This is a genomic window from Streptomyces sp. NPDC091649, assembly GCF_044756785.1.
In the GTDB taxonomy this organism is placed as follows: Bacteria; Actinomycetota; Actinomycetes; order Streptomycetales; family Streptomycetaceae; genus Streptomyces.
In genome coordinates, this window is record NZ_JBIVTR010000001.1 from 1,059,046 (window position 1) to 1,079,092 (window position 20,047).

At 74.4% G+C, this 20,047-nt stretch carries 21 protein-coding genes; 3 read left to right on the top strand and 18 right to left on the bottom strand.

The genetic code is table 11. From position 1 onward, the window contains the following. Positions 1 to 216 precede the first annotated feature (216 nt). Positions 217 to 681 carry a VOC family protein gene (locus ACIQMU_RS04565; protein ID WP_402688197.1) on the bottom strand — a complete coding sequence of 155 codons (465 nt, stop codon included), beginning with the start codon at positions 679 to 681 and terminating at the stop codon, positions 217 to 219. A gap of 311 nt (positions 682 to 992) precedes the next feature. Here ACIQMU_RS04565 and ACIQMU_RS04570 point away from each other — a divergent pair, with 311 nt between their 5' ends. Further along, positions 993 to 1,739 (top strand): TetR/AcrR family transcriptional regulator, encoded by a 747-nt coding sequence (locus ACIQMU_RS04570; RefSeq protein ID WP_402688198.1) that lies wholly within the window; start codon positions 993 to 995, stop codon positions 1,737 to 1,739. Positions 1,740 to 1,788: 49 nt separating this feature from the next. Here the strand turns inward: ACIQMU_RS04570 and ACIQMU_RS04575 are convergent, their stop codons facing one another. Genes ACIQMU_RS04575 through tsaB form a run of 4 tightly spaced genes read right to left on the bottom strand, consistent with a single transcriptional unit; the run spans position 1,789 to position 4,335 of the window. Then, a complete protein-coding gene (locus ACIQMU_RS04575) occupies positions 1,789 to 2,052 on the bottom strand; it encodes a hypothetical protein (protein WP_352240270.1) in 264 nt (87 codons plus the stop codon). Continuing rightward, positions 2,049 to 3,167, bottom strand: a complete 1,119-nt coding sequence (tsaD, locus tag ACIQMU_RS04580; protein WP_352240269.1) for a tRNA (adenosine(37)-N6)-threonylcarbamoyltransferase complex transferase subunit TsaD — start codon at positions 3,165 to 3,167, stop codon at positions 2,049 to 2,051. Before tsaD ends, ACIQMU_RS04575 begins: the two co-directional genes overlap by 4 nt. After that, positions 3,167 to 3,691, bottom strand: coding sequence for a ribosomal protein S18-alanine N-acetyltransferase (gene rimI, locus ACIQMU_RS04585; protein WP_352240268.1), 525 nt, complete (start codon positions 3,689 to 3,691; stop codon positions 3,167 to 3,169). The genes tsaD and rimI overlap by 1 nt, the downstream gene beginning before the upstream one ends. Continuing rightward, the gene (tsaB, locus tag ACIQMU_RS04590) at positions 3,688 to 4,335 is read right to left on the bottom strand and encodes a tRNA (adenosine(37)-N6)-threonylcarbamoyltransferase complex dimerization subunit type 1 TsaB (protein ID WP_402688250.1); all 648 of its coding nucleotides are present in this window, start codon (positions 4,333 to 4,335) and stop codon (positions 3,688 to 3,690) included. The genes rimI and tsaB overlap by 4 nt, the downstream gene beginning before the upstream one ends. Before the next feature lie 134 nt (positions 4,336 to 4,469). Between tsaB and ACIQMU_RS04595 the strand changes: the two genes are divergently transcribed. Next, positions 4,470 to 5,066 carry a hypothetical protein gene (locus tag ACIQMU_RS04595; protein WP_352240267.1) on the top strand — a complete coding sequence of 199 codons (597 nt, stop codon included), beginning with the start codon at positions 4,470 to 4,472 and terminating at the stop codon, positions 5,064 to 5,066. A gap of 9 nt (positions 5,067 to 5,075) precedes the next feature. On the opposite strand, the gene ACIQMU_RS04600 is transcribed toward ACIQMU_RS04595, so the two are convergent. From ACIQMU_RS04600 to ACIQMU_RS04655, 12 genes are all read right to left on the bottom strand, one after another. Then, positions 5,076 to 5,264: a hypothetical protein gene (locus tag ACIQMU_RS04600; RefSeq protein ID WP_352240266.1), complete on the bottom strand. Its 189-nt coding sequence runs from the start codon at positions 5,262 to 5,264 to the stop codon at positions 5,076 to 5,078. Positions 5,265 to 5,395: 131 nt separating this feature from the next. Beyond that, the gene (tsaE, locus tag ACIQMU_RS04605; RefSeq protein WP_402688199.1) at positions 5,396 to 5,965 is read right to left on the bottom strand and encodes a tRNA (adenosine(37)-N6)-threonylcarbamoyltransferase complex ATPase subunit type 1 TsaE; all 570 of its coding nucleotides are present in this window, start codon (positions 5,963 to 5,965) and stop codon (positions 5,396 to 5,398) included. Next, positions 5,934 to 7,178: an alpha/beta hydrolase gene (locus ACIQMU_RS04610; protein ID WP_352240264.1), complete on the bottom strand. Its 1,245-nt coding sequence runs from the start codon at positions 7,176 to 7,178 to the stop codon at positions 5,934 to 5,936. The genes tsaE and ACIQMU_RS04610 overlap by 32 nt, the downstream gene beginning before the upstream one ends. Beyond that, positions 7,175 to 8,347 (bottom strand): alanine racemase, encoded by a 1,173-nt coding sequence (gene alr / locus ACIQMU_RS04615; protein WP_352240263.1) that lies wholly within the window; start codon positions 8,345 to 8,347, stop codon positions 7,175 to 7,177. The genes ACIQMU_RS04610 and alr overlap by 4 nt, the downstream gene beginning before the upstream one ends. A 167-nt stretch (positions 8,348 to 8,514) precedes the next feature. Then, entirely contained in the window at positions 8,515 to 8,904 is a 390-nt protein-coding gene (locus ACIQMU_RS04620; protein WP_352240262.1) for a DUF488 family protein, read from the bottom strand. Positions 8,905 to 8,948: 44 nt separating this feature from the next. Continuing rightward, entirely contained in the window at positions 8,949 to 10,397 is a 1,449-nt protein-coding gene (locus tag ACIQMU_RS04625; protein WP_402688200.1) for an NAD(P)H-hydrate dehydratase, read from the bottom strand. A 68-nt stretch (positions 10,398 to 10,465) separates the two neighbouring features. Further along, positions 10,466 to 10,834, bottom strand: coding sequence for a holo-ACP synthase (locus ACIQMU_RS04630; protein WP_352240260.1), 369 nt, complete (start codon positions 10,832 to 10,834; stop codon positions 10,466 to 10,468). 42 nt (positions 10,835 to 10,876) lie between these two features. Then, entirely contained in the window at positions 10,877 to 12,724 is a 1,848-nt protein-coding gene (glmS, locus tag ACIQMU_RS04635; protein WP_402688201.1) for a glutamine--fructose-6-phosphate transaminase (isomerizing), read from the bottom strand. 359 nt (positions 12,725 to 13,083) lie between these two features. Then, the gene (locus ACIQMU_RS04640) at positions 13,084 to 14,439 is read right to left on the bottom strand and encodes a M14 family metallopeptidase (RefSeq protein WP_352240258.1); all 1,356 of its coding nucleotides are present in this window, start codon (positions 14,437 to 14,439) and stop codon (positions 13,084 to 13,086) included. Positions 14,440 to 14,807: 368 nt separating this feature from the next. Continuing rightward, positions 14,808 to 16,076, bottom strand: a complete 1,269-nt coding sequence (locus ACIQMU_RS04645) for an RNA polymerase sigma factor (protein ID WP_402688202.1) — start codon at positions 16,074 to 16,076, stop codon at positions 14,808 to 14,810. Positions 16,077 to 16,117: 41 nt separating this feature from the next. Continuing rightward, positions 16,118 to 16,468: a YciI family protein gene (locus ACIQMU_RS04650; protein ID WP_032792637.1), complete on the bottom strand. Its 351-nt coding sequence runs from the start codon at positions 16,466 to 16,468 to the stop codon at positions 16,118 to 16,120. A gap of 198 nt (positions 16,469 to 16,666) precedes the next feature. Next, a complete protein-coding gene (locus ACIQMU_RS04655; RefSeq protein ID WP_402688251.1) occupies positions 16,667 to 18,034 on the bottom strand; it encodes a BTAD domain-containing putative transcriptional regulator in 1,368 nt (455 codons plus the stop codon). A gap of 267 nt (positions 18,035 to 18,301) precedes the next feature. Here ACIQMU_RS04655 and ACIQMU_RS04660 point away from each other — a divergent pair, with 267 nt between their 5' ends. After that, entirely contained in the window at positions 18,302 to 18,826 is a 525-nt protein-coding gene (locus tag ACIQMU_RS04660; RefSeq protein WP_402688203.1) for a hypothetical protein, read from the top strand. A 46-nt stretch (positions 18,827 to 18,872) separates the two neighbouring features. On the opposite strand, the gene ACIQMU_RS04665 is transcribed toward ACIQMU_RS04660, so the two are convergent. Beyond that, a complete protein-coding gene (locus tag ACIQMU_RS04665; protein ID WP_402688204.1) occupies positions 18,873 to 19,889 on the bottom strand; it encodes a hypothetical protein in 1,017 nt (338 codons plus the stop codon). Positions 19,890 to 20,047: the final 158 nt, after the last annotated feature.

Genomic DNA, 20,047 nt, shown 5'->3' on the forward strand with positions numbered 1-20,047 from the left:
AGCAGCCCGAGCCGCCCGGGTCCCAGGTGCATCTTCACCAGCTCGCCCAGGACCACCGCCCGGTCGGCGAGCATCGTCTCGCGGTCGGGCCAGGAGCGGATCTCGACAGGCGGCGGAGGCGGCGGGAGCGGGGCACGGCGTGGCATGCGCGGAACACTACCGACCAGGCCGCCGGGGGCCGCGCGCCCTTTCGGGCCTCCACGGCCGTGCGCCCGTTCAGGCGTCGCGCAGGGCCTGGATGTCCAACTTGCCCATGCCGAGCATCGCCTTCATGGTCCGGTCCGCCTTCGCCGGGTCCGGGTCGGCCAGCAGTCGCGGCAGCTCGTTCGGCACGATCTGCCAGGAGACCCCGAACCTGTCCTTGAGCCAGCCGCACCGGCCCTCCTCGCCCTCCTCCGAGAGCGCGTCCCAGAACCGGTCCACCTCGGCCTGGTCGGCGCAGTCCACGGAGAGCGAGATCGCCTCGGTGAAGGGGAACTGCGGGCCGCCGTTGAGCCCGATGTAGTCCTGGCCCGCGAGCCGGAAGCCGACCGTGAGGACGGAACCCGTCTCGCCGGGGGCCGACTCGCCGTAGTGGGTGACGTCCAGGATGCGGGAGTCCCCGCCGAAGATCGCGACGTAGTGCTCGGCCGCCTCCATCGCTTTGCCGTCGTACCAGAGACAGGGGGTGATCTTCTGCATGGTCTTCTCCTCGTCGGGCGGTCCACGCGTCCGGGCCGGGCGGTCCGGACGCCGTGGAAGGTAGACCCGGTACGCCGCCCGAACTCATCGGACCCGCCCCGGCCCCGCCCCGCTCACGCGAGCCCGGCGCGCCCGCCGCCCCGCCCTCGGGGCCTCGTTCCGTCCCGCTCCTCCCCGCGCCGCCCATGACGTCCCCTTCCCCGCGCTTCCCTCGACCGGGAATTGCCATACACGTATAGAAAATAAACGCCGGAGCGTCGGGAGGCCCTGCGGCAGGCCGGAACCGGGCCCCGGAAGGAGAGAATGCCCAGGTGTCAGGCACCGAGAAGACCGAGAAGGCGAAGAAGATGAAGAACCCGGCGGCGGGTGGCGGACCGGGCACGGCGGGACGGCCCGTGGGGCGCCCCCGCCGACTGGACCCGGACGTGATGGTGGCCGCCGCGCGCCGCATCGTCGAGGAGGAGGGCGTGGCCGCCCTGTCCATGCGGCGGGTGGCGAAGGAGCTGGGCAGCACGCCCATGGCGCTCTACCACTACGTGCGGGACAAGGACGAGCTGCTGATGCTCACCCTGTCCGGCACGGCGGCGGCCTTCCCGCGCCCGGAGCTGCCGGAGGACCCGCGCGAGCGGCTGGTGGCGGTGGCCGCGCACATGCACGACCTCATCGGCAAGATCCCCTGGGTGCTGGACATCCTGGCGCTGGGCGAGCTGACCGACCGCAACGCGCTGTGGATGGTGGAGGAGATCGTCGACTGCGCGCTCGCCTGCGGCCTCTCCCCGGCCCGCTCGGTGCGGGTGTACCGGACGGTCTGGAGCTACGTCTACGGGGACCTGGTCTTCCGCAGGGCGGCGGCCCGCCGGGCGGAGAGCCCGTCGCGCCGGGAGTTCTTCCCGGAGACGGTCACCGAGGAGGACGCGGCGGGGCTGCCCCGGCTCGCCGAGATGAAGGACCGCTGGCGGGAGTACGCCGCCGACTACGAGACCGTCGAGGAACTCGACGCGATCGTGGAGGGACTGCTCAGGCGTGGAAAGCGGGACGCGCGGGACGCGACGGCCTGAGCGGGCCGCCGGACGGGCGCCCGGCGGCTCCTCGCCCGGCCGCCGCCGCTCAGCCCACCGCCTCGAACCGCCAGCGGTGCACCGGGCGGGTGATCAGGGCGGCGTCGGGCTCGGGGAGTTCGGGGAGGTCGTCGCCGTACGAGGCGCCCCTCCACCACGTCATCACCAGCACCCGGTCCTGCGGGGCGCGCAGCAGTTCCCGGCGGTGGGGCTCACGGGACAGCTCGGCGGCCCGCGCCCACTCCAGGAGTTCGCCGCCGCGGCCCTCGGTGGCGCGGGCCTCCCACATCAGGACGATCGTCGCGGCGCTCATGAGTACAGGTTGTCCTTGCTGATCTCGTGCACGTGGTCGTGATCGTGGGAGTGGCCGTGCCCGGCACCGGCGCCCGGCACATGCGGCTCGGTCACCGGCAGCGAGGAGTCGGCGGAGAGCTGGAGGTCGGAGGGACGGCGGTTGCGGGCGACCATCTCCGCGCCGAGCGCCGCGACCATCGCCCCGTTGTCCGTGCAGAGCCCGGGGCGCGGCACCCGAAGCCGGACGCCGGCCCGCTCGCACCGCTCCTGGGCCAGCGCGCGCAGCCGGGAGTTGGCCGCGACGCCGCCGCCGATCATCAGGTGGTCGACGCCCTCGTCCTTGCAGGCCCGGACTGCCTTGCGGGTGAGGACGTCCACCACGGCCTCCTGGAAGGACGCCGCCACGTCCCGCACCGGCACCTCCTCGCCCGCCGCGCGCTTGGCCTCGATCCAGCGGGCGACGGAGGTCTTGAGACCGGAGAAGGAGAAGTCGTACGGGGCGTCGCGCGGGCCGGTCAGGCCGCGCGGGAACGCGATCGACGCCGGGTCGCCCTCCTTCGCGAGCCGGTCGATGACCGGACCGCCGGGGAAGCCGAGGTTCAGCACGCGGGCGATCTTGTCGAACGCCTCGCCCGCCGCGTCGTCGATCGTCGCGCCGAGCGGGCGGACGTCGCTGGTGATGTCGGGGGCCAGCAGGAGCGAGGAGTGGCCGCCGCTGACCAGCAGGGCCATCGTCGGCTCGGGCAGCGGGCCGTGCTCCAGCTGGTCGACGCAGATGTGCGAGGCGAGGTGGTTGACGCCGTAGAGCGGCTTGCCCAGGGCGTAGGCGTACGCCTTCGCGGCCGAGACGCCGACGAGCAGGGCTCCGGCGAGCCCGGGGCCCGAGGTGACGGCGATCCCGTCGAGGTCGCGGGCGCTGACGCCCGCCTCCTTCAGGGCGCGCTCGATGGTGGGGACCATCGCCTCCAGGTGGGCGCGGGAGGCGATCTCCGGGACGACGCCGCCGAAGCGGGCGTGGGTGTCGACGCTGGAGGCGACGGCGTCCGCGAGCAGGGTCGTCCCGCGCACGATGCCGACGCCGGTCTCGTCGCAGGAGGTCTCGATGCCGAGTACGAGGGGTTGGTCGACAGCCATCATTCAGTCCCGGTCTCTGGTGCGTGCTCGTGTTCTGCGGCCTGCTCGTCCATGGTGAGGCGCATGACGAGGGCGTCGATGTTCCCCGGCTGGTAGTAGCCCCGCCGGAAGCCGATCGGCTCGAAGCCGAAGCGCTCGTACAGCTTCTGCGCCCGGATGTTGTCGACCCGGACCTCCAGGAGGACCGTGGCGCACTCGAAGGCGGTGGCGGCCCTCAGCAGATCGGTGAGGAGTTCGGGGCCGAGGCCGGTGCCCCACGCCTCCCGGCTGACGGCGATCGTCTGGACGTCGGCCAGGTCGCCGAGGGCGGCGAGCCCGGCGTACCCGACGATCCGGCCGGTCGCCGGGTCCTCGGCGACGACGTAGTGGCGGGTCGCGCCGGGGCCCCGGGCATGGGCCAGCTCGGACCAGAACATGCCGGGCGACCAGGCGTCGTCCGGGAAGAGCGCGTGTTCGAGGTCGAGCACCGGTGCGATGTCCCACCAGCGCATCTCGCGCAGCACGGCGGTGGTGGCGGCGCTCACTGGGGGGTGACCACCTTGTAGTTCTTCGGGACCTGCGCGTCGGGCCTGCGCAGGTAGAGCGGCCGGGGCTCCAGGAGCCGCTGTCCGGCGGCGAGGCGTTCGGCGGCGAGGGCGGCGAGCGCCCCGGCGGCGACGTGTTCGGGGCCGCGCGCGTCGGGGAAGGAGTCCGGGTAGAGCACCGCTCCAGCACCGGCCACGGGGACCCCGGCCAGCGCCTCGGCGATGTCGGCGGGCCGGTCGACGGCGGGTTCGCCCGTACGGGTGCGGGCGTCCTCGTACCGCGCCCAGTAGACCTCCTTGCGGCGCGCGTCCGTCGCCACGGCGAACGGCCCCTCAAGGCCCTCCAGGCCGGCCGCGTACGCGAGGCCGTCCAGGGTGCACAGGCCGTGCACCGGCACGGAGAGGACGGAGCCGAAGGTGGCGGCGGTGACCAGGCCGACCCGCAGACCGGTGTAGGGGCCGGGGCCGACGCCCACGACCACACCCGTCACGGCGTCCAGCTTCGTCCCGGCCTCGGCGAGGACCCGGTCGACGGCGGGGAGCAGCAGCTCCCCGTGCCTGCGGGCGTCGACCTGTCCCGAGGAGGCGATGACGGACGTACCGTCGTGCAGGGCGACGGTGACGGCGGGCGTGGCGGTATCCATGGCGAGCAAGAGCACGCAAACAGCCTACGGCTCCGCCGACGGCGTTACGGCGTCCGTACGGCGTCCCGGCCGGCCCGCTCCCTGCTGCTACCGTCACCGGGTATCCGCGAGTACGACGTAAACGCTTGTACGACATGCGGCAACGGCTGTCGAAAGGGGAGTTCACGGTGGCAAGGGGAAGCTCGGGAATCGTGGCCGGGCTCACTGCGGCGGCGGTCGCCGCGGTCGCGTTCCTCGCTTACCAGGCTTCGGCGAACGCCCCCGCCTCGGTGGCGTCCACGCCCGGCCCGACGTCTTCCGCCTCGGCCTCGGCGCAGCCTTCCGCCAAGCCGAAGCCCCCGGTCGACCCGCTGGCGGTCCCGGCCGAGTCCGGCTCGGGCGAGCGCGTCGTGTACGCGCTGAAGGACCGCCGGGTCTGGCTGGTCGACGAGGACGACAAGGCGATCCGCACCTTCACCGTGATGCCGAGCCCCGTCAGCCCGCCGCCCGGGGACTACCGGGTCACCTCGCGCTCGGGCACGGTCCGGGGATCGGACGGCGTCCCGATCGAGCACGTGGTCCGCTTCGCGAACGTCGACGAGGTGGCGATCGGCTTCAGCGCGGCGCAGGACGGCTCGATGGCCAGCCCGGACCCCACGTCGAGGACCGGCGGCGTCCGGATGAAGCGTGCGGACGGGAACGCCGTCTGGACCTTCGCGACGGTCGGCGCGAAGGTCGTCGTCGTCCCGTAGGGACTCCGCCTACGCCGCCCGCGGCCGGACGGTGTCCTCGCGGGCGCGTCCCTCGTCCCCGTCCGGCTTCCGCCGCTCCTCGCCCGGCGGGGTGGAGACCGCCGTGGCCGCGGCGCACGAGGCCAGCAGGTCCTTCATCGACAGGTCGGACGGAGTCGGTCGCGGCTGCGGTCGCGCTGCACGCTCGGGCGTCGGCATGGATGCCTCCTTGATGCTCCGGTGGAGGGCGTGGTTAGGCAGACCTAACTACGTCTCGTACCCATGTGACCACGACCACGGCCCCTCGCGCAACAGTTTACCGACGCACTGTCGGGAAGGTCTCCACCGTGTTACGCCAGGCCCTCCCGCAGCCCCGCCCAGCGCGCTCCGATGCCGACCAGGGTCACCTCGCGCCGCTCGTCGTCGGTGTCGCCGGTCGCGCGGTCGATGAGGACCCTCAGCCGGTCGTCGGCCAGCTCCTCGACCTTGCCGTCGCCCCACTCCACGACCACCACCGACTCCGGCAGCGACACGTCGAGGTCCAGGTCCTCCATCTCGTCGAGCCCGCCGCCCAGGCGGTACGCGTCGACGTGGACCAGCGCCGGGCCCCCGGTCGTGGAGGGGTGGACGCGGGCGATCACGAAGGTGGGCGAGGTGACCGCGCCGCGCACGCCGAGGCCCTCGCCGAGCCCCCGGGTCAGCGTCGTCTTCCCGGCGCCCAGCTCGCCGGTGAGCATGACCAGGTCACCGGGGGCGAGCACCCGGGCGAGGCGGCGGCCCAGGTCCTGCATCTGTTCGGGGGACGTGACGGTGAGCTTCACGGCGACGGCTTCGGGTACGGCTCCGGGGGGCTGGGGAACGGCCGTCCCGGCAGGCTCCGGAACGGTCTCAGCGGCCGGGCTGGTGTGCGGTGCTTCCATGTCCGCCAACGTTAGCGGCCGGCACCGTGCCACTGCGTACGAGCAGGTCGGCCAGCCGGTCGGTGACCGTCTCCGGGTGCTCCAGCATCACCAGGTGCCCGGCGTCCGGCACGATCACCAGTTCGGCGTCGGGCAGGACGTCCGCGATGGCCTCGCTGTGCGAACTGGGGGTGACCAGGTCCTTGTCCCCGGCCAGGATCAGCACAGGTACGTCCCGGAACGCGGGCAGCGCGCCGCTCTTGTCGTGCTCGGTGAACGCCGGGTAGAACTCGGCGACCACATCGATGGGGGTGGACTCGATCAGCCGTTCCGCGAACCGGGAGACCGCCGGGTCCACGTCCCGCGAACCGAACGAGTACCGCTTGATCAGTCCGGCGAAGAGGTCCGCGGTGGCCCGTCGCCCCTTCTCCACCAGCTCCGCCTGCGAGCCGAGCGCCTTCAGCACCCCGGGCAGCACCCGGCGCACGGCGTTCACGCCCGCCACCGGCAGCCCGAAGTTCACCTCACCGAGCTTGCCGCCGGAGGTGCCGACCAGGGCGACGGCGGCCACCCGGTCGCGGATCAGCGCCGGGTACTGGTCGGCCAGCGCCATCATCGTCATGCCGCCCATGGAGTGCCCGACCAGGACGAGCGGGCCCTCGGGGGCCGCCGCGTCGATGACCGCCTTCAGGTCGCGGCCGAGCTGGTCGATGCCGACCGGCACCCCGTCCGCCTGGGACCGGCCCCGGCCGGAGCGGCCGTGGCTGCGCTGGTCCCAGTAGACGGCGCGGACGAGGCCGCGCAGGGCGGCCCGCTGGAAGTGCCAGGAGTCCTGGCCGAGGCAGTAGCCGTGGCTGAAGACGACGGTGACCGGGCCGGGGGCCTTGCGCCCGAAGAGGCGGCGACGGCGGGTGCCGGACGCGCCGGAGCCGCCCTCCTCGCCTCCCGGCGCCCCGGGCTCCACCGCGTCGACCTCGTAGTGCAGCTCGGTGCCGTCCTCGGCGACCGCCCGCCCCGGCGTGCCGCGCAGCGATCCGTAGGGGCCGGTCGCGTCCAGTGCCAGGCGGGCCTTCTTGCGCATGCCGCGCCCGACGGTGAGCCGTTCGACGGCGACACCGGCCGCCGCCCCCGCGGCGAGCACTCCTATCGCGGCCCCGGCGATCCCCGCCCGGCGCCAGCCGGCCGCCGTGGCGGCGGTCGCGGCCACCACGTCCCCCGCACTGTCCTCGCTCATCGCGGTACGCCCCCGGTCGGGTCGCCGGCCGCGGCGTGCACGTGGACCCTCGGCACCCGGGCGCCGATGCGGGTGACGATCTCGTACGCGATGGTGCCGGCGGCGTCCGCCCAGTCCTGGGCGGACGGCTCGCCGCGGTCGCCCGGACCGAACAGCACCGCTTCCGCGCCCGGCTCGGGCCGGTCGCCGTCGAGGTCGACGACGAACTGGTCCATGGCGACGCGTCCCGCGACCGTGCGCACCTTCCCGCCGACCAGGACGGGGCCCCGGCCCGACGCGTGGCGCGGGACGCCGTCCGCGTAGCCGACGGGGACCAGGCCGAGGGTCGTCCCGGCGGGGGTCGTGTAGTGGTGGCCGTAGCTGACGCCGTGCCCGGCCGGGGCGTCCTTGACCAGGGCGACGGACGCGGCGAGCGTCATCACGGGGCGCAGCCCGAAGTCGGCGGGCGTGCCCAGCTCGGGGGCGGGCGAGATCCCGTACATCGCGATGCCGGTCCGGACGAGGTCGAAGTGCGCCTCGGGGATCGTGAGCGTGGCCGGGGAGTTGGCCATGTGCCGCACCTCGGGGTCCACGCCCTCCTTCTCGGCGTACCCGATCATGTCGCGGTAGACGTCGAGCTGGGCGGCGATCGAGGGGTGGCCCGGCTCGTCGGCGCAGGCGAAGTGGGACCACAGGCCGGTGATCCGGACGCGTCCGGTCCGCTCGGCGGCCAGCGCCTCGGTGACCAGTTCGGGCCAGTCGGCGGGCTGGCAGCCGGCCCGGCCGAGGCCGGTGTCGGCCTTGAGCTGGATCCTGGCCGGGCGGCCGGCCGCCGCGGCGGCGGCGACGACCTCGCGCAGCGCCCACATGCCGCTGACCGAGACGTCGATATCGGCCTCGATCGCCTCGCGCCAGGGGCCGCCGGGCGTCCACAGCCAGCACATGATCCGGCCGTCGAGACCGGCCGCACGCAGGGCGAGGGCCTCCTGCGGGGTCGCGGTTCCCAGCCAGGTCGCCCCGGCCTCGCGGGCGGCCCGCGCGCAGGGCACGGCCCCGTGCCCGTAACCGTCGGACTTCACCACGGCCATGAGCTGCGCCCCGGCCGCCCGCTCGCGCAGGACGCGCACGTTGGCGCGCAGCGCGGCGAGGTCGATCTCGGCACGGGCTCTCAGGGACGCTGTCTCGTTCATCGCGCCCAGTCTCTCAGAGGCGTTCGTCTCCTCCGGAGCACCGCACGCCGTATGCGCCCTTCCGCACGATTCGTCACCGTGGTGCGGCGCCGCGCGTCACGCACGGTCCGCCGCGCGTCACGACGGCACGGCTGTCCCGGCACGGCGTCGGCCGGCGCGGTCCCGGGTCAGTGCGCCTTCCGCTTCCTCAGGTGCTCCAGGTGGTCGACCAGGACCGGGACGTGGCTGTCGTCGACGTCCTTGGCGGCGGTGATCAGGGTGACGGGGCCGCCCTCGCCCATCAGGGAGACGAGCCGCTCGACGGCTTCCGTGTGGGTCCGGTCGTCCAGTTCGGCGCGGTAGCGCTCGACGAACTCCTCGTGGCGGGCCTCGCGGTCGTGGTGGTACCAGGAGCGCAGGTCGTCCGACGGGGTGATGTCCTTCAGCCACACGTCGATCGCCGCCTTCTCCTTGGAGACCCCGCGGGGCCAGAGGCGGTCGATCAGGACCCGGGTGCCGTCGTCGTCCTCCACCGGGTCGTAGGCCCTGCGTACGCGTACGGGTGCGGTAGCGCTCACCGTGGAATCCTCCCTGTCTCCGAGGTCTCCACCCTGGCCCCGGCTCAGCCCGCCCGCACGTCGCGCCAGGCGGCCTGGATGCCGTCCGCGACGTCCTGCGCGGAGACCGGGGCCCCGTCCGAGCCGCGCCGGGCGGCGAGCCCGTGGAGGTACGCGCCCACGGAGGCGGCGTCGCGCGGGGCGAGCCCGGCGGCGAGCAGGGAGCCCGTCAGCCCGGAGAGCACGTCGCCGCTGCCCGCCGTGGCGAGCCAGGACGTGCCGGTCGGGTTGACCCGTACGGGGGTGTCGCGGGCCTCCGCGACCAGGGTCGTGGAGCCCTTGAGGAGCACGGTGGCGCGGTAGCGGGCGGCCAGTTCGCGTACCGCGGCGAGCCGCCCGGCCTCGACCTCCTCACGGGCCGTGCCGAGCAGGGCGGCGGCCTCTCCCGCGTGCGGGGTCAGGACGGTGGGGGCGGACCGGGTCCGCACGGTCTCCGCGTCCAGCAGCCGCAGCCCGTCCGCGTCGACCAGTACGGGGACGTCGGCGGCGAGCACGTCGGCGACGGCCGCCTCCGCGTTCCGGCCGTCGCCGAGCCCGGGGCCGACCACCCATGCCTGCACCCGCCCGGCCTTCGACGGCGGCCCGGCGTGCACCAGCGCCTCGGGGAACCGGGCGGTCACCGCGTCGGCGCCCGGTCCGACGTACCGCACGGCCCCGGCCCCGCCGCGCAGCGCGCCCGCGACCGCGAGCACCGCCGCACCCGGGTAGCGCGCGGACCCGGCGACGACGCCGACGACCCCGCGCCGGTACTTGTCGCTCTCCGGGCCCGGCACCGGCAGCAGCGCGGCGACGTCCGCGTACTGGAGCGCCTCCAGGTCGGGCGGCTCGGGCAGCTCCGGGCCGAGCCCGATGTCCACCAGTCGCAGGGCGCCGGCGTGTTCGGCGGCCGGGTCGATCAGGAGGCCGGGCTTGTAGGTGCCGAAGGTGACCGTCGCGTCCGCCCGGACGGCGTCGCCGTGCACCTCGCCGGTGTCGGCCTCCACCCCGCTCGGCAGGTCGACGGAGATGACCGGGGTACGGTCCCGGGTCACCGTGTGCAGCAGCCCGGTGGCGTCCTCGCGCAGCCCGCCGCGCCCGCCGATGCCGGTGATGCCGTCCACGACGAGGTCGAGCACGCCGAGCCCGTCCGGACCGTCGACGACCCGCCCGCCGGCCGCGAGCAGCGCGGCGAGGCCGCCGGGGTGGGCCCGGTCGGGGGCGAGCAGCAGGGCCCGCACGCCCGCGCCCCGGCGGGCCAGGCGGGCGCCCGCGTACAGGGCGTCGCCGCCGTTGGCGCCGCTGCCCACCAGGAGCAGGACCCGGGACCCGTACACCCGGCCGTTGCGCCGCAGCAGATCGCCGCAGGCCACGGCGAGTCCGGCGGCGGCCCGCCGCATCAGGGCGCCCTCCGGCAGCCGCCGCATGAGGGCGGCCTCGGCGGCCCGTACGGTCTCCACGCTGTAGGCACGTCGCATGGGTCCCACCCTCCGCGATCACGGGAGCCGACGCCACCCCGTGGCGCCGTCCCTCGGCGGCGCGGGGCTCAGCCTTCCGCGATGACCACCGCCGACGCCACCCCGGCGTCATGGCTGAGCGAGACGTGCCAGCCGCGCACGCCCAGTTCGGCGGCGCGGGCGGCGACCGTGCCGCGGACCCGCAGCCGGGGCTGCCCGCTCTCCTCGACCCAGACCTCCGCGTCGCTCCAGAGCAGCCCGCCGGGTGCGCCGAGGGCCTTGGCCAGGGCCTCCTTCGCGGCGAACCGGGCGGCGAGCGAGGCGATGCCGCGCCGCTCGCCGCTGGGCAGTGTCAGCTCGCTCGCCACGAAGAGCCGGTCGGCCAACTGGGGCGTACGCTCCAGCGCGGTGCCGAACCGCTCGATCTCGGCCACGTCGATCCCGACCCCAATGATCACGAACCCGCCCTCGCCATCCCCATCGCCCCGGGGTGTCCGGGGTCACTCCACGGTCACGGACTTCGCCAGGTTGCGCGGCTGGTCCACTTCGTTGCCGCGCGCCGTCGCGAGCTCGCAGGCGAAGACCTGGAGCGGCACGGTGGCGACCAGCGGCTGAAGCAGCGTAGGCGTTGCGGGGACGGTGATGAGATGGTCGGCGTACGGGACGACCGCCTCGTCGCCCTCCTCGGCGACGACGACGGTGCGCGCGCCCCGGGCCCGGATCTCCTGGATGTTGGACACGATCTTGTCGTGGAGCACGGAACGCCCGCGCGGCGAGGGGACGATGACGACGACCGGGAGGCCCTTCTCGATGAGCGCGATCGGTCCGTGCTTCAGCTCGCCGGCCGCGAAGCCCTCGGCGTGCATGTAGGCGAGTTCCTTGAGCTTGAGCGCGCCTTCGAGGGCGACCGGGTAGCCCACGTGCCGGCCGACGAACAGCACGGTGTCGTGGTGGGCGAGGGAGCGGGCCAGCTCGCGCACGGGTTCCATCGTCGCCAGGACGCGCTCGACGTCGCCGGAGACGGCGGAGAGCTGCCGGACGACGGTGCGGATCTCGTCGCCCCACTTGGTGCCGCGCACCTGGCCGAGGTAGAGCGCCACGAGGTAGCAGGCGACGAGCTGGGTGAGGAACGCCTTGGTGGAGGCGACGGCGACCTCCGGCCCGGCGTGCGTGTAGAGGACGGCGTCGGACTCCCGGGGGATCGTCGACCCGTTGGTGTTGCAGATGGCGAGCACCTTCGAGCCCTGTTCGCGGGCGTGCCGCAGCGCCATCAGGGTGTCCATGGTCTCGCCGGACTGCGAGATGGCGACGACGAGGGTCCGCTGGTCCAGGATCGGGTCCCGGTAGCGGAACTCGCTGGCCAGTTCGGTCTCGCAGGGCAGCCGGGTCCAGTGCTCGATGGCGTACTTGGCGATCATCCCGGCGTGGAACGCGGTCCCGCAGGCGACGATGACGACCTTGTCGACCTCCCGCAGTTCGGCGTCCGGGATGCGCACCTCGTCGAGGTGGAGGGCGCCCTCCCCGTCGATCCGGCCGAGGAGGGTGTCGGCGACGGCCCGGGGCTGGTCGGCGATCTCCTTGAGCATGAAGGAGGCGTGCCCGCCCTTCTCGGCGGCGGACGCGTCCCAGTCGACGTGGTAGGCGCGCACGTCGGCGAGTTCCCCGTCGAACCCGGTGACGACGACGCCCTCGCGGCTCAGCTCGACGACCTGGTCCTGGCCCAGCTCGACGGCCGACCGGGTGTGCGCGATGAAGGCGGCCACGTCGGAGGCGAGGAACCACTCGTCCTGCCCCACGCCCACGACGAGCGGCGAGTTGCGCCGGGCGCCGACCACCACGTCCGGCTGGTCCGCGTGCACGGCGACGAGGGTGAACGCCCCCTCCAGCCGCCGGCACACCTGCCGCATCGCGTCCGCCAGGTCCCCGCCCGCCGAGAACGCCTCGGCCAGCAGATGAGCGACGACCTCGGTGTCCGTCTCCGACTCCAGGGCGTGCCCCCGCCCGGTCAGTTCGCGCCGCAGGGCCGCGAAGTTCTCGATGATCCCGTTGTGTACGACGGCGACCCGGCCCGCGTTGTCCAGGTGCGGGTGGGCGTTCACGTCGGTGGGCGCTCCGTGCGTCGCCCAGCGGGTGTGCCCGATGCCGGTCCGGCCGGCCGGCAGCGGCCGGTCCCCCAGCTCCTTCTCCAGATTGACGAGCTTGCCCGCCTTCTTCGCCGCGGCGAGCCCGCCGTCCGCGAGCACGGCGACGCCCGCCGAGTCGTAGCCCCGGTATTCGAGGCGCTTGAGTCCCGCGACGACGACGTCCTGCGCCGACTGTCTACCGACATAACCCACGATTCCGCACATAGCGGCACCCTAAGGCCGGAAGCGTCTCGCGGGAGGAATGTCGGTGCCGTACGACTCCTTGCACATGTCCCCCATCGGATGACGCGTGGCGGGGGGGCCGGTCGAGGACGCCGAACGGCGGCACCGGGCGGAGAAGGACGGGCGGTGGTCCACCTGCTCGACACCTCGGGCCTCGTATGAGTGCTCTACCGGACGGTCGCCCGGCACGCGGGATCTCGGCGAGCCCGGCACGCCCCGGATCTCGGCGAGCACACTCCACGACCTCGCCCGGAGTCCCGCGCGGCCGGGTGACGGCGGCGCGGGACACCACCGGTCCCCGGCCCGCGCGGAGCGGGATCAGCCCGTCGGGACCAGCCCCGTCAGGAGCAGTACCGCGCCTCCTTGCCGATCGACCGGTACATGCAGTCCGCGTTCTCGATCAGCTGGAGCACCGCGTCCCGGTTCCGGGACGTCTCGCGCTCGATGACCTCGTCGGGCGGGTAGAAGCCGCCGCTCCAGGAGGAGCGGGGGTACATCTCGAAGGTGTAGCCGAAGATCCTCTGCGAGCCCCACAGCCAGTCGTCGATGGATCCGTCGGTGATGTACAGGTCGCTGGACTGCTCGGCGGTGTAGCCGTTGCTCGCGGCCATCTTGCGGCCCACGGCGGCGAACGCGTCGCGGTCGTCGGCGGTCATGCCGGGGGCGGTGTCGTCGTACGTGTAGCCGAAGGGCCACAGCACCAGTTCGCTGTACGTGTGGAAGTCGATGGCCGCCGTGATCTGCTGCTTCCCGCCGATCACCCGGCTGCGGACGAAGTCCGCCACGACCCTCGTCTCGGGCGCGGACTCGGGGCCCGCCCCGCGGTAGGTGTCCGACGAGGGACTGGAGGAGGAGCCGCCGCAGCAGCCCCACTTGTAGGCCCAGTTGCGGTTGAGGTCGGTGCCGATCGCGCTGGAGCCGGAGTTGGGCTGACGGTTCTTGCGCCAGCTGCGGTACGAGCCGGAGGCGATGTCGTACTCGCCGCCGTCCGGGTTCATGTCCGGCACGATCCACAGCTCGCGGCCGTCGACCGCCCGGGTGATCCGGGAGTCGGAGCCGTAGCCCCGGCCCAGTTCACGGAGCAGGTAGAGCGACATCTCCACGGTCAGGTGCTCGCGGGCGTGCTGATGGGCGGTGAAGAGGACCTCGGGTTCGGCCTCGTCGGCGGCGACGTTGTCGCTGACCTTGACCGCGATGATGTCGCGGCCCTGGTAGGTCTTGCCGATGACGCGCTTGCTCATGATCGAGGGATGGGCGGCGATGCGCGCGTCGATCTCCGCGCTCATCTCCGCGTAGTTGTGGTAGCGGGAGTCGGCGGGCGGGAAGTCGAGGACGTTCGCACCGTCCGCCGCGTGCGGCTCGGCGACCGGGGCGGGCAGGGCTTCCAGCACGTGGCCGCGTGCCCGGAGCTTCCCGGCCTGTGCGGCGTCCGCGGTGATCACGACGCCGTGGTCGTGGACCTCGTCGATCGAGACGCCCGCGCGGGCGATGTCGGTACGGGCGGCGGGGGTGGTGCGCCCGGTGATCTCGTACTGGAGCGTCCGCTCGTCCGCGGCGACGGCCGCGTTCGGGGCCGAGGTCCCGGCGGTCGCCACGGCGGTGGCGGGGGCCGCGAGGGCGAGGGCGAGCAGGGCGGTCAGGGCGGTGTTGCGTCGGGCCTTCGTCGGCCGGGGTCTCCGTGCGGTGACGAGTCGCATGCTGGCATCTCCTGGGTCCGTCGGGTGGGGGGGTGGAGCTGTGCGACGGGCACAGGATGACCGCATGTCATGACCAGGTCAAGATAAGGGTTCCGGCCACCACCCCTGTCCGGCCGAACGGGAGCCGACGGGAGAATGGCTCCGCCGAGCCGCTTCGGGCGAGGCGGCACACGGAACAGTCGGGAGACACAGGGTGTCGGCGCAGAGTTTGACGACGGGTCAGTGGTGGATCGTGGCCCAGGGCGGCGGCCCTGGCCGGTGAGGCGTACGAGTTCCCGAAGTGGAAGACCGGCCTCTACGGGATTCTGGCGGTGACGTTCGCGGTGGTCGTGGTGTTCCTGTTGCTGTAGGAACGAGACGCCCCGCTCCTACTCCCCCAGCTTCCGGCGCAGCGCGGCCCGCTCCGGCTCGGTGCCCGCGAGCCCCAGCGCCTCCCGGTACGCGGCAGCGGCCTCCCCGTCCCGCCCCAGCCGGCCGAGCAGGTCACCCCGTGCCGCCGGATACGGCGGGTACGCCCGCAGCCTCGGCTCCCCCGCCAACGCGTCCAGCAGCGCGAGACCGGCCTCGGGCCCGTCCCGCATCGCCACCGCGACGGCGCGGTTCAACGCCACCACGGGGGACGGCGTGAGCGTGAGGAGCACGTCGTACAGGGCCACGATCTGCGGCCAGTCCGTGGCCGCCACGTCCGTCGCCTCGTCGTGCAGGGCGGCGATGGCGGCCTGCACCCCGTACGGCCCGGCCGGTCCGCCGGTCAGCGCCTCGACCACCAGCGCGCGGCCCTCCTCGATCATCGGCCGGTCCCAGCGCCCCCGGTCCTGGTCCTCCAGCAGCACCGGCTCGCCCTCCGGGCCGGTCCGCGCGTCGCGCCGGGCGTGGACGAGGAGCAGCAGCGCGAGGAGCCCGGCGCTCTCCCGTTCGGCGGGCAGCAGCCGGCGCAGTATCCGGGCCAGCCGGATCGCCTCCTCGGCCAGGTCGAGCCGCTGGAGACGGGGGCCCGAGCTGGCCGCGTACCCCTCGGTGAAGACCGAGTAGACGACCTGGAGCACCCCGGGCAGCCGCTCCGGCAGTTCGTCGGGGCCGGGCACCCGGAAGGGGATCCGGGCCTCGCGGATCTTCTTCTTCGCCCGCACGATGCGCTGGGCCATGGTCGCCGTCGGCACGAGGAAGGCCCGCGCCACCTCCGGCGTGGTGAGCCCGGCGAGGCAGCGCAGGGTCAGGGCGGTGCGGTCCTCGGCCGCGAGGGCGGGATGCGTGCAGGTGAAGAACAACTGGAGCCGCTCGTCCGGCAGTTCGCCGGCTCCCGCCGCGTCTGCGGCGGGGGCGGGTTCGGCGCGTTCCGCGTCGGCCCTCAGCACGGCGAGCCGGGCCGCGTACGCCTGGTCGCGCCGCAGCCGGTCCACCGCCCGCCGCCGGGCGGTCGTCAGCAGCCAGGCCCCGGGGCGGGCGGGGACGCCCTCGGCGGGCCAGTGCCGCAGCGCGGCCTCGATCGCCTCGGACGTCACCTCCTCGGCCAGGTCGAGGTCCCCGAACCGGCGGACGAGGGAGGCCAGCAGCAGCCCGCGCTCCTCCCGGAACACCGCCTCGACGGCTTCGGCGGCCACGCGGCCCCCGCCCGGGAGTGAGTCCTCGCCCGGCACGCGGCCCTCCCCCGGGAGCCCGCCCTCACCCGGCACGGCTCTCAGGCCCCGAAGTCCGCGACCGGCCGGACGACGACCGACCCACCGTCCCGCGAGCCGGGGCAGCGCGCGGCCCAGTCGAGGGCGGCGTCGAGGTCGGGCACGTCGATCACGAGGAACCCGCCCAGCAGCTCCCGCGTCTCGGCGAACGGCCCGTCCGTCACGGTCCGCTCCCCGGTCGGCGAGACCCGCACGGTGGTCGCGGTCACCAGGTCGGCCAGCGACTCCCCGGAGACGTGGATCCCCGCGTCGCGTACGTCCTTGTCGTAGGCCATCCAGTCCTCGACGGTGCACTGGGGTGCGCCGCCCTGCTCGTCGACGGCTCCGCTGTGGATCAGCAGCATGTACTTCATGGTCGGCTCCTTCTCGTCTGTGTGTCGCGTGTGTCGCGCCCGCCGCTGCGGGTCGCCCTGCACGATGACGACGAACGGGACCGGGCCCGATCGACACGCCGCCCGGATCTTTTTCACGACTTCGGTCCACGGCCCCGGTACGCCCCTCCGGTACGCGACTCCCTTTCACGAGGGGGCCGCTTCACGAGGGGGGCCGTTTCACGAGGGGGGCCGGCGGCCGTCCGCTTCCGCCGCCGCCCGCCCGCAGACACCCATGTTGCACCAGCGGCGCCGGCCGCCCGCGTCGAGGAAGAGCCACCCGCAGTCCCTCCCCGGGCAGACGCGGACGGTGAGGCGGCGGGGGTCCGCGAGCAGGTCCGCGGCGCGCTGGGCCACGGCGTGCAGCGGGAGCCGGAGTCCCGAAGCCGGACCGGGGCTCCAGCGCCCGAGGCCGTCGTCGCCCCGGAGGAACACGGCGTGGCGCATGGCCTCCTGGACCACTTCGGCGACCCGGCCGAAGGACCGGCCCCCGCTCCCGCCCCCTTCCTCCGCGAGACAGGCGTACAGCGCGCTCCGGAACTCCCGTGCCGCCGCCAGTACGGTGCCCGCCTCCTCGGGCCGCTCCTCCGCCCGCCGCAGCAGCCGGGTGGCCGTACGGTCGTCGAGGAGGCCCAGGTGCCCGGCCCAGACCGCGAGCGTGCGGTAGCCGCGCAGCCACTCCGAGCCGGGCCGCCGCTCGCCGCCCCACCCGGCGTAGGTGTTGCAGAACTCCAGGGCCGGGTCGCCGCTGGTGTTCCACGGCAGCCACTCCCCCCGTACCCGTACGACGTAGACGGGCGTCACGGGCCGCCGCAGGGCCGGGTCGTCCCGGCGTACCCGGTCGTACAGCGTCCGCAGGTCACGCCCCGGCTCGGCGTCGAAGGCGGACCGCAGGGCGGCGCACGTGGCCCGGTAGAGCCGGAGGGCGTCCGCCGGCCGTCCGCTGCGGTGCAGCGCGACCATGCTGTCCGCGACGAGGCGTTCCCGTTCGGGGTGCTCCTCGGCGAGCGGGGGCAGCTCGGCGGCCACGCGCTCGTGCCGCCCCAGCGAGAGCAGAAGCCGGGCGCGCTCCTCCACCGCCGAGAGCCGCAGCGCGGCGAGCCGCCGGCCGATCCGGTCGCGCAGGGCCTCGCCCGCGACATCCGCGAGCGGCTCGCCCCGCCACAGCGCCAGCGCCCGGTCGTAGCGGCGCACCCGCTCCTCGTCGTCCACCGCGGCGGCGGCCTCCCGCACTCCCTCCTCGAAGGCCCGGGTGTCGAACACGTGGCCGTCGGGACGCAGGAGGTAGCCGTCGCTCCGCGTCTCCAGGTGTACGCCGCCGGGCCCGAGGGAGGCGCGCAGCCTGCCGATGTACGTGTGCACGGCGGACCTGGCCCCGGCGGGGGCCTCGCCGTTCCAGAGCAGGTCGATGAGCCTGCCGGTCGGAACGGTCCGGCCCGCCTCCAGGGCGAGGATCGCCAGCAGGCACCGCTCCTGACGGCGCAGCCCCGCGAGCACCGGGCGTCCCCGGTCGAGGACGGCGAACGGTCCGAGCAACTGGAGTTCCATCGGGAAAGCATCCATCCGGCCCTCCTCGCGGGGCCACCCCCGCCGTACGGCCGCGAAGCGCTGGGCCGGAACCCGGCGGTGCGGGGAGACCTCGCGGGGCCGGGACGGGCGGCTCCCCGCGAGCGGCGCACCGGCGGTCGTGTGCCTCACGCGGCGCGGGCCGGGGCCCGGGGCGCCCGCGACCGCGTCGTGGTGAGCCTGTGGTGAGCGGCCCGGCGCATCCTGCGGAGGCACGCGATCCCGTCCTCCGACCCATGGGGAGTTCTCATGCGCACCATCGCCCTCGGCGCTCTCGGCACGGCCTGCGCGGCCGTCGTCATGCTCGGCTCCGGCCCCGCCTCGGCGGCCCCGGCCGCCTCGCCGCCGCCCGCCCCCGGCTGGGCGCCGGCCCCCTCGGCTCCCTGGGACGTCGCGGCGGGCGAGCGGTGCGCGTTCGCCATCCACGGCGAGCCGATCGTGGACGAGGTCGTGCGGCGTGAACTCCCCTCGCCCGCCAAGGGCGTCACCCGCAACGCCTACCGGGGCGACCTCGTGGTCCGGGTGACGAACAAGGAGACCGGAGCCCATTACGACGCCGACGTGAGCGGCTCCGCCCTGGTCGACGTGTACGCCTCCGGGGCCCAGTTCTGGCGGGTGGCGGGCCCGGTGCTGGTGGGCGTCGGGGACGGCAACCTCGCGCGGGGGATGTACGTCGTCGACGGCGTCTACACGATCGGCATCAGCCCGACGGGCACCAAGACCGTGTCGGGCCCGGTGGTCGCCACGGACAGCGTCTGCGCGCACATCGACTGAACGGGCGCGCTGTATCGCGCTCCTGCGCTGTGCCGCGGTCCTGCCGTCAAGCGCCGAGGAGGGACGGCTCGACGGCGTACGCGCGCGCCGCACGGCACTCCCCGCAGCACCCGGGCGCGGACGACCGGAAGGCCCGGTCGCAGGCGTCGCAGGTCTGGAAGGGGACGACGGGCGCGGCAGCGGGCAGGCGCGGCGGCAGGAGCGCGACCAGCCGGTGCCGCAGGAGCTTCGCGGGGTGCCGGAGAGGCACGGGGGGATCTTCGGTGAGGGCGGCCCGTACGGCCTCGGGCCGCATCCCCCGCTCCAGCCAGGCGGCGACCCCGGGGGCGAGCCGCTCCACGTCCCCCTCGGAGAGGACGAACAGGGGCGCGGTGGCACGGAGCCCGGAGAGCAGACGGGCGGCCTCGGAGAACAACGCGGCGCTGGGCCCGCAGGGGAAGGGCAGCGGCGGGGGTGGCGGCTTGGGCGCGGTGGGCGGCGGCACGAGCCGGGGCGCGGGCAAGGTCTCCAGCACCACGACCGGCTCCGTCGCCGGTACGGGTACGGGCTCCGGTACGCGTACGGGCGCGGGCACCGGTACCGAAGCGGGGGCGGGCACCGGTACGGAAGCGGGGGCCGGGGCAGGGGCAGAGGCCGGGGCGGGAGCTGGGCCGAGACGGGCGGCGGACTCGCCCCCCGTTCGCTGGGTGCCCACCCGCTGAACCACCGCCCGCCGGACCGCCGCCTCCGGGTGGTTGTACGACTCCGTACGCGTGGCGACCCGCCCGCCCTGGACGCGCTCGCGGGTGCGGCGCAGGAACCCGTGGTGTTCCAGCTCCCGCAGCGCGGCGGCGATGCGTGCCTCGCTCTCCGGGAAGACCGCGGCGAGCGCCTTGACGCCGACGCGCCTCCCGGCGGGCAGCGACTGGATGTGGGTGCCGAGGCCGATGGCCAGCAGGGACATGCCCCGGTGCTGGGAGAGCCGGTTGGAGATGATCGAGTAACCGTCGGTGAGCCGGATGTTGATGTGTACAACACCGGCGGACGGGGCGCGCGAGGGCGCGCTAACCTGCTGGGTATCCATCGGGAAGCCCTTACTTCCTCGGTGGTCAGGTCCTCGGTCGGGATGCCAGTCCCGGCCGGGGGCCGACTCATGTCTGGGGTGGTGGTCAGCGTGAGCATATGCCCGCCAACAGGTCATAGATCCAGCCCGGTTGGCACACTTCACCCGTGTGAGTGACG

Coding starts and splice junctions, on each gene's coding strand:
- ACIQMU_RS04565 (WP_402688197.1), bottom strand. CDS start 681: ATGCAGAAGATCACCCCCTGTCTCTGGTACGACGGCAAAGCGATGGAG.
- ACIQMU_RS04575 (WP_352240270.1), bottom strand. CDS start 2,052: ATGAGCGCCGCGACGATCGTCCTGATGTGGGAGGCCCGCGCCACCGAG.
- tsaD (WP_352240269.1), bottom strand. CDS start 3,167: ATGGCTGTCGACCAACCCCTCGTACTCGGCATCGAGACCTCCTGCGAC.
- tsaB (WP_402688250.1), bottom strand. CDS start 4,335: ATGGATACCGCCACGCCCGCCGTCACCGTCGCCCTGCACGACGGTACG.
- ACIQMU_RS04595 (WP_352240267.1), top strand. CDS start 4,470: ATGCGGCAACGGCTGTCGAAAGGGGAGTTCACGGTGGCAAGGGGAAGC.
- ACIQMU_RS04600 (WP_352240266.1), bottom strand. CDS start 5,264: ATGCCGACGCCCGAGCGTGCAGCGCGACCGCAGCCGCGACCGACTCCG.
- tsaE (WP_402688199.1), bottom strand. CDS start 5,965: ATGGAAGCACCGCACACCAGCCCGGCCGCTGAGACCGTTCCGGAGCCT.
- ACIQMU_RS04610 (WP_352240264.1), bottom strand. CDS start 7,178: ATGAGCGAGGACAGTGCGGGGGACGTGGTGGCCGCGACCGCCGCCACG.
- alr (WP_352240263.1), bottom strand. CDS start 8,347: ATGAACGAGACAGCGTCCCTGAGAGCCCGTGCCGAGATCGACCTCGCC.
- ACIQMU_RS04625 (WP_402688200.1), bottom strand. CDS start 10,397: ATGCGACGTGCCTACAGCGTGGAGACCGTACGGGCCGCCGAGGCCGCC.
- glmS (WP_402688201.1), bottom strand. CDS start 12,724: ATGTGCGGAATCGTGGGTTATGTCGGTAGACAGTCGGCGCAGGACGTC.
- ACIQMU_RS04640 (WP_352240258.1), bottom strand. CDS start 14,439: ATGCGACTCGTCACCGCACGGAGACCCCGGCCGACGAAGGCCCGACGC.
- ACIQMU_RS04650 (WP_032792637.1), bottom strand. CDS start 16,468: ATGAAGTACATGCTGCTGATCCACAGCGGAGCCGTCGACGAGCAGGGC.
- ACIQMU_RS04655 (WP_402688251.1), bottom strand. CDS start 18,034: ATGGAACTCCAGTTGCTCGGACCGTTCGCCGTCCTCGACCGGGGACGC.
- ACIQMU_RS04660 (WP_402688203.1), top strand. CDS start 18,302: ATGCGCACCATCGCCCTCGGCGCTCTCGGCACGGCCTGCGCGGCCGTC.
- ACIQMU_RS04665 (WP_402688204.1), bottom strand. CDS start 19,889: ATGGATACCCAGCAGGTTAGCGCGCCCTCGCGCGCCCCGTCCGCCGGT.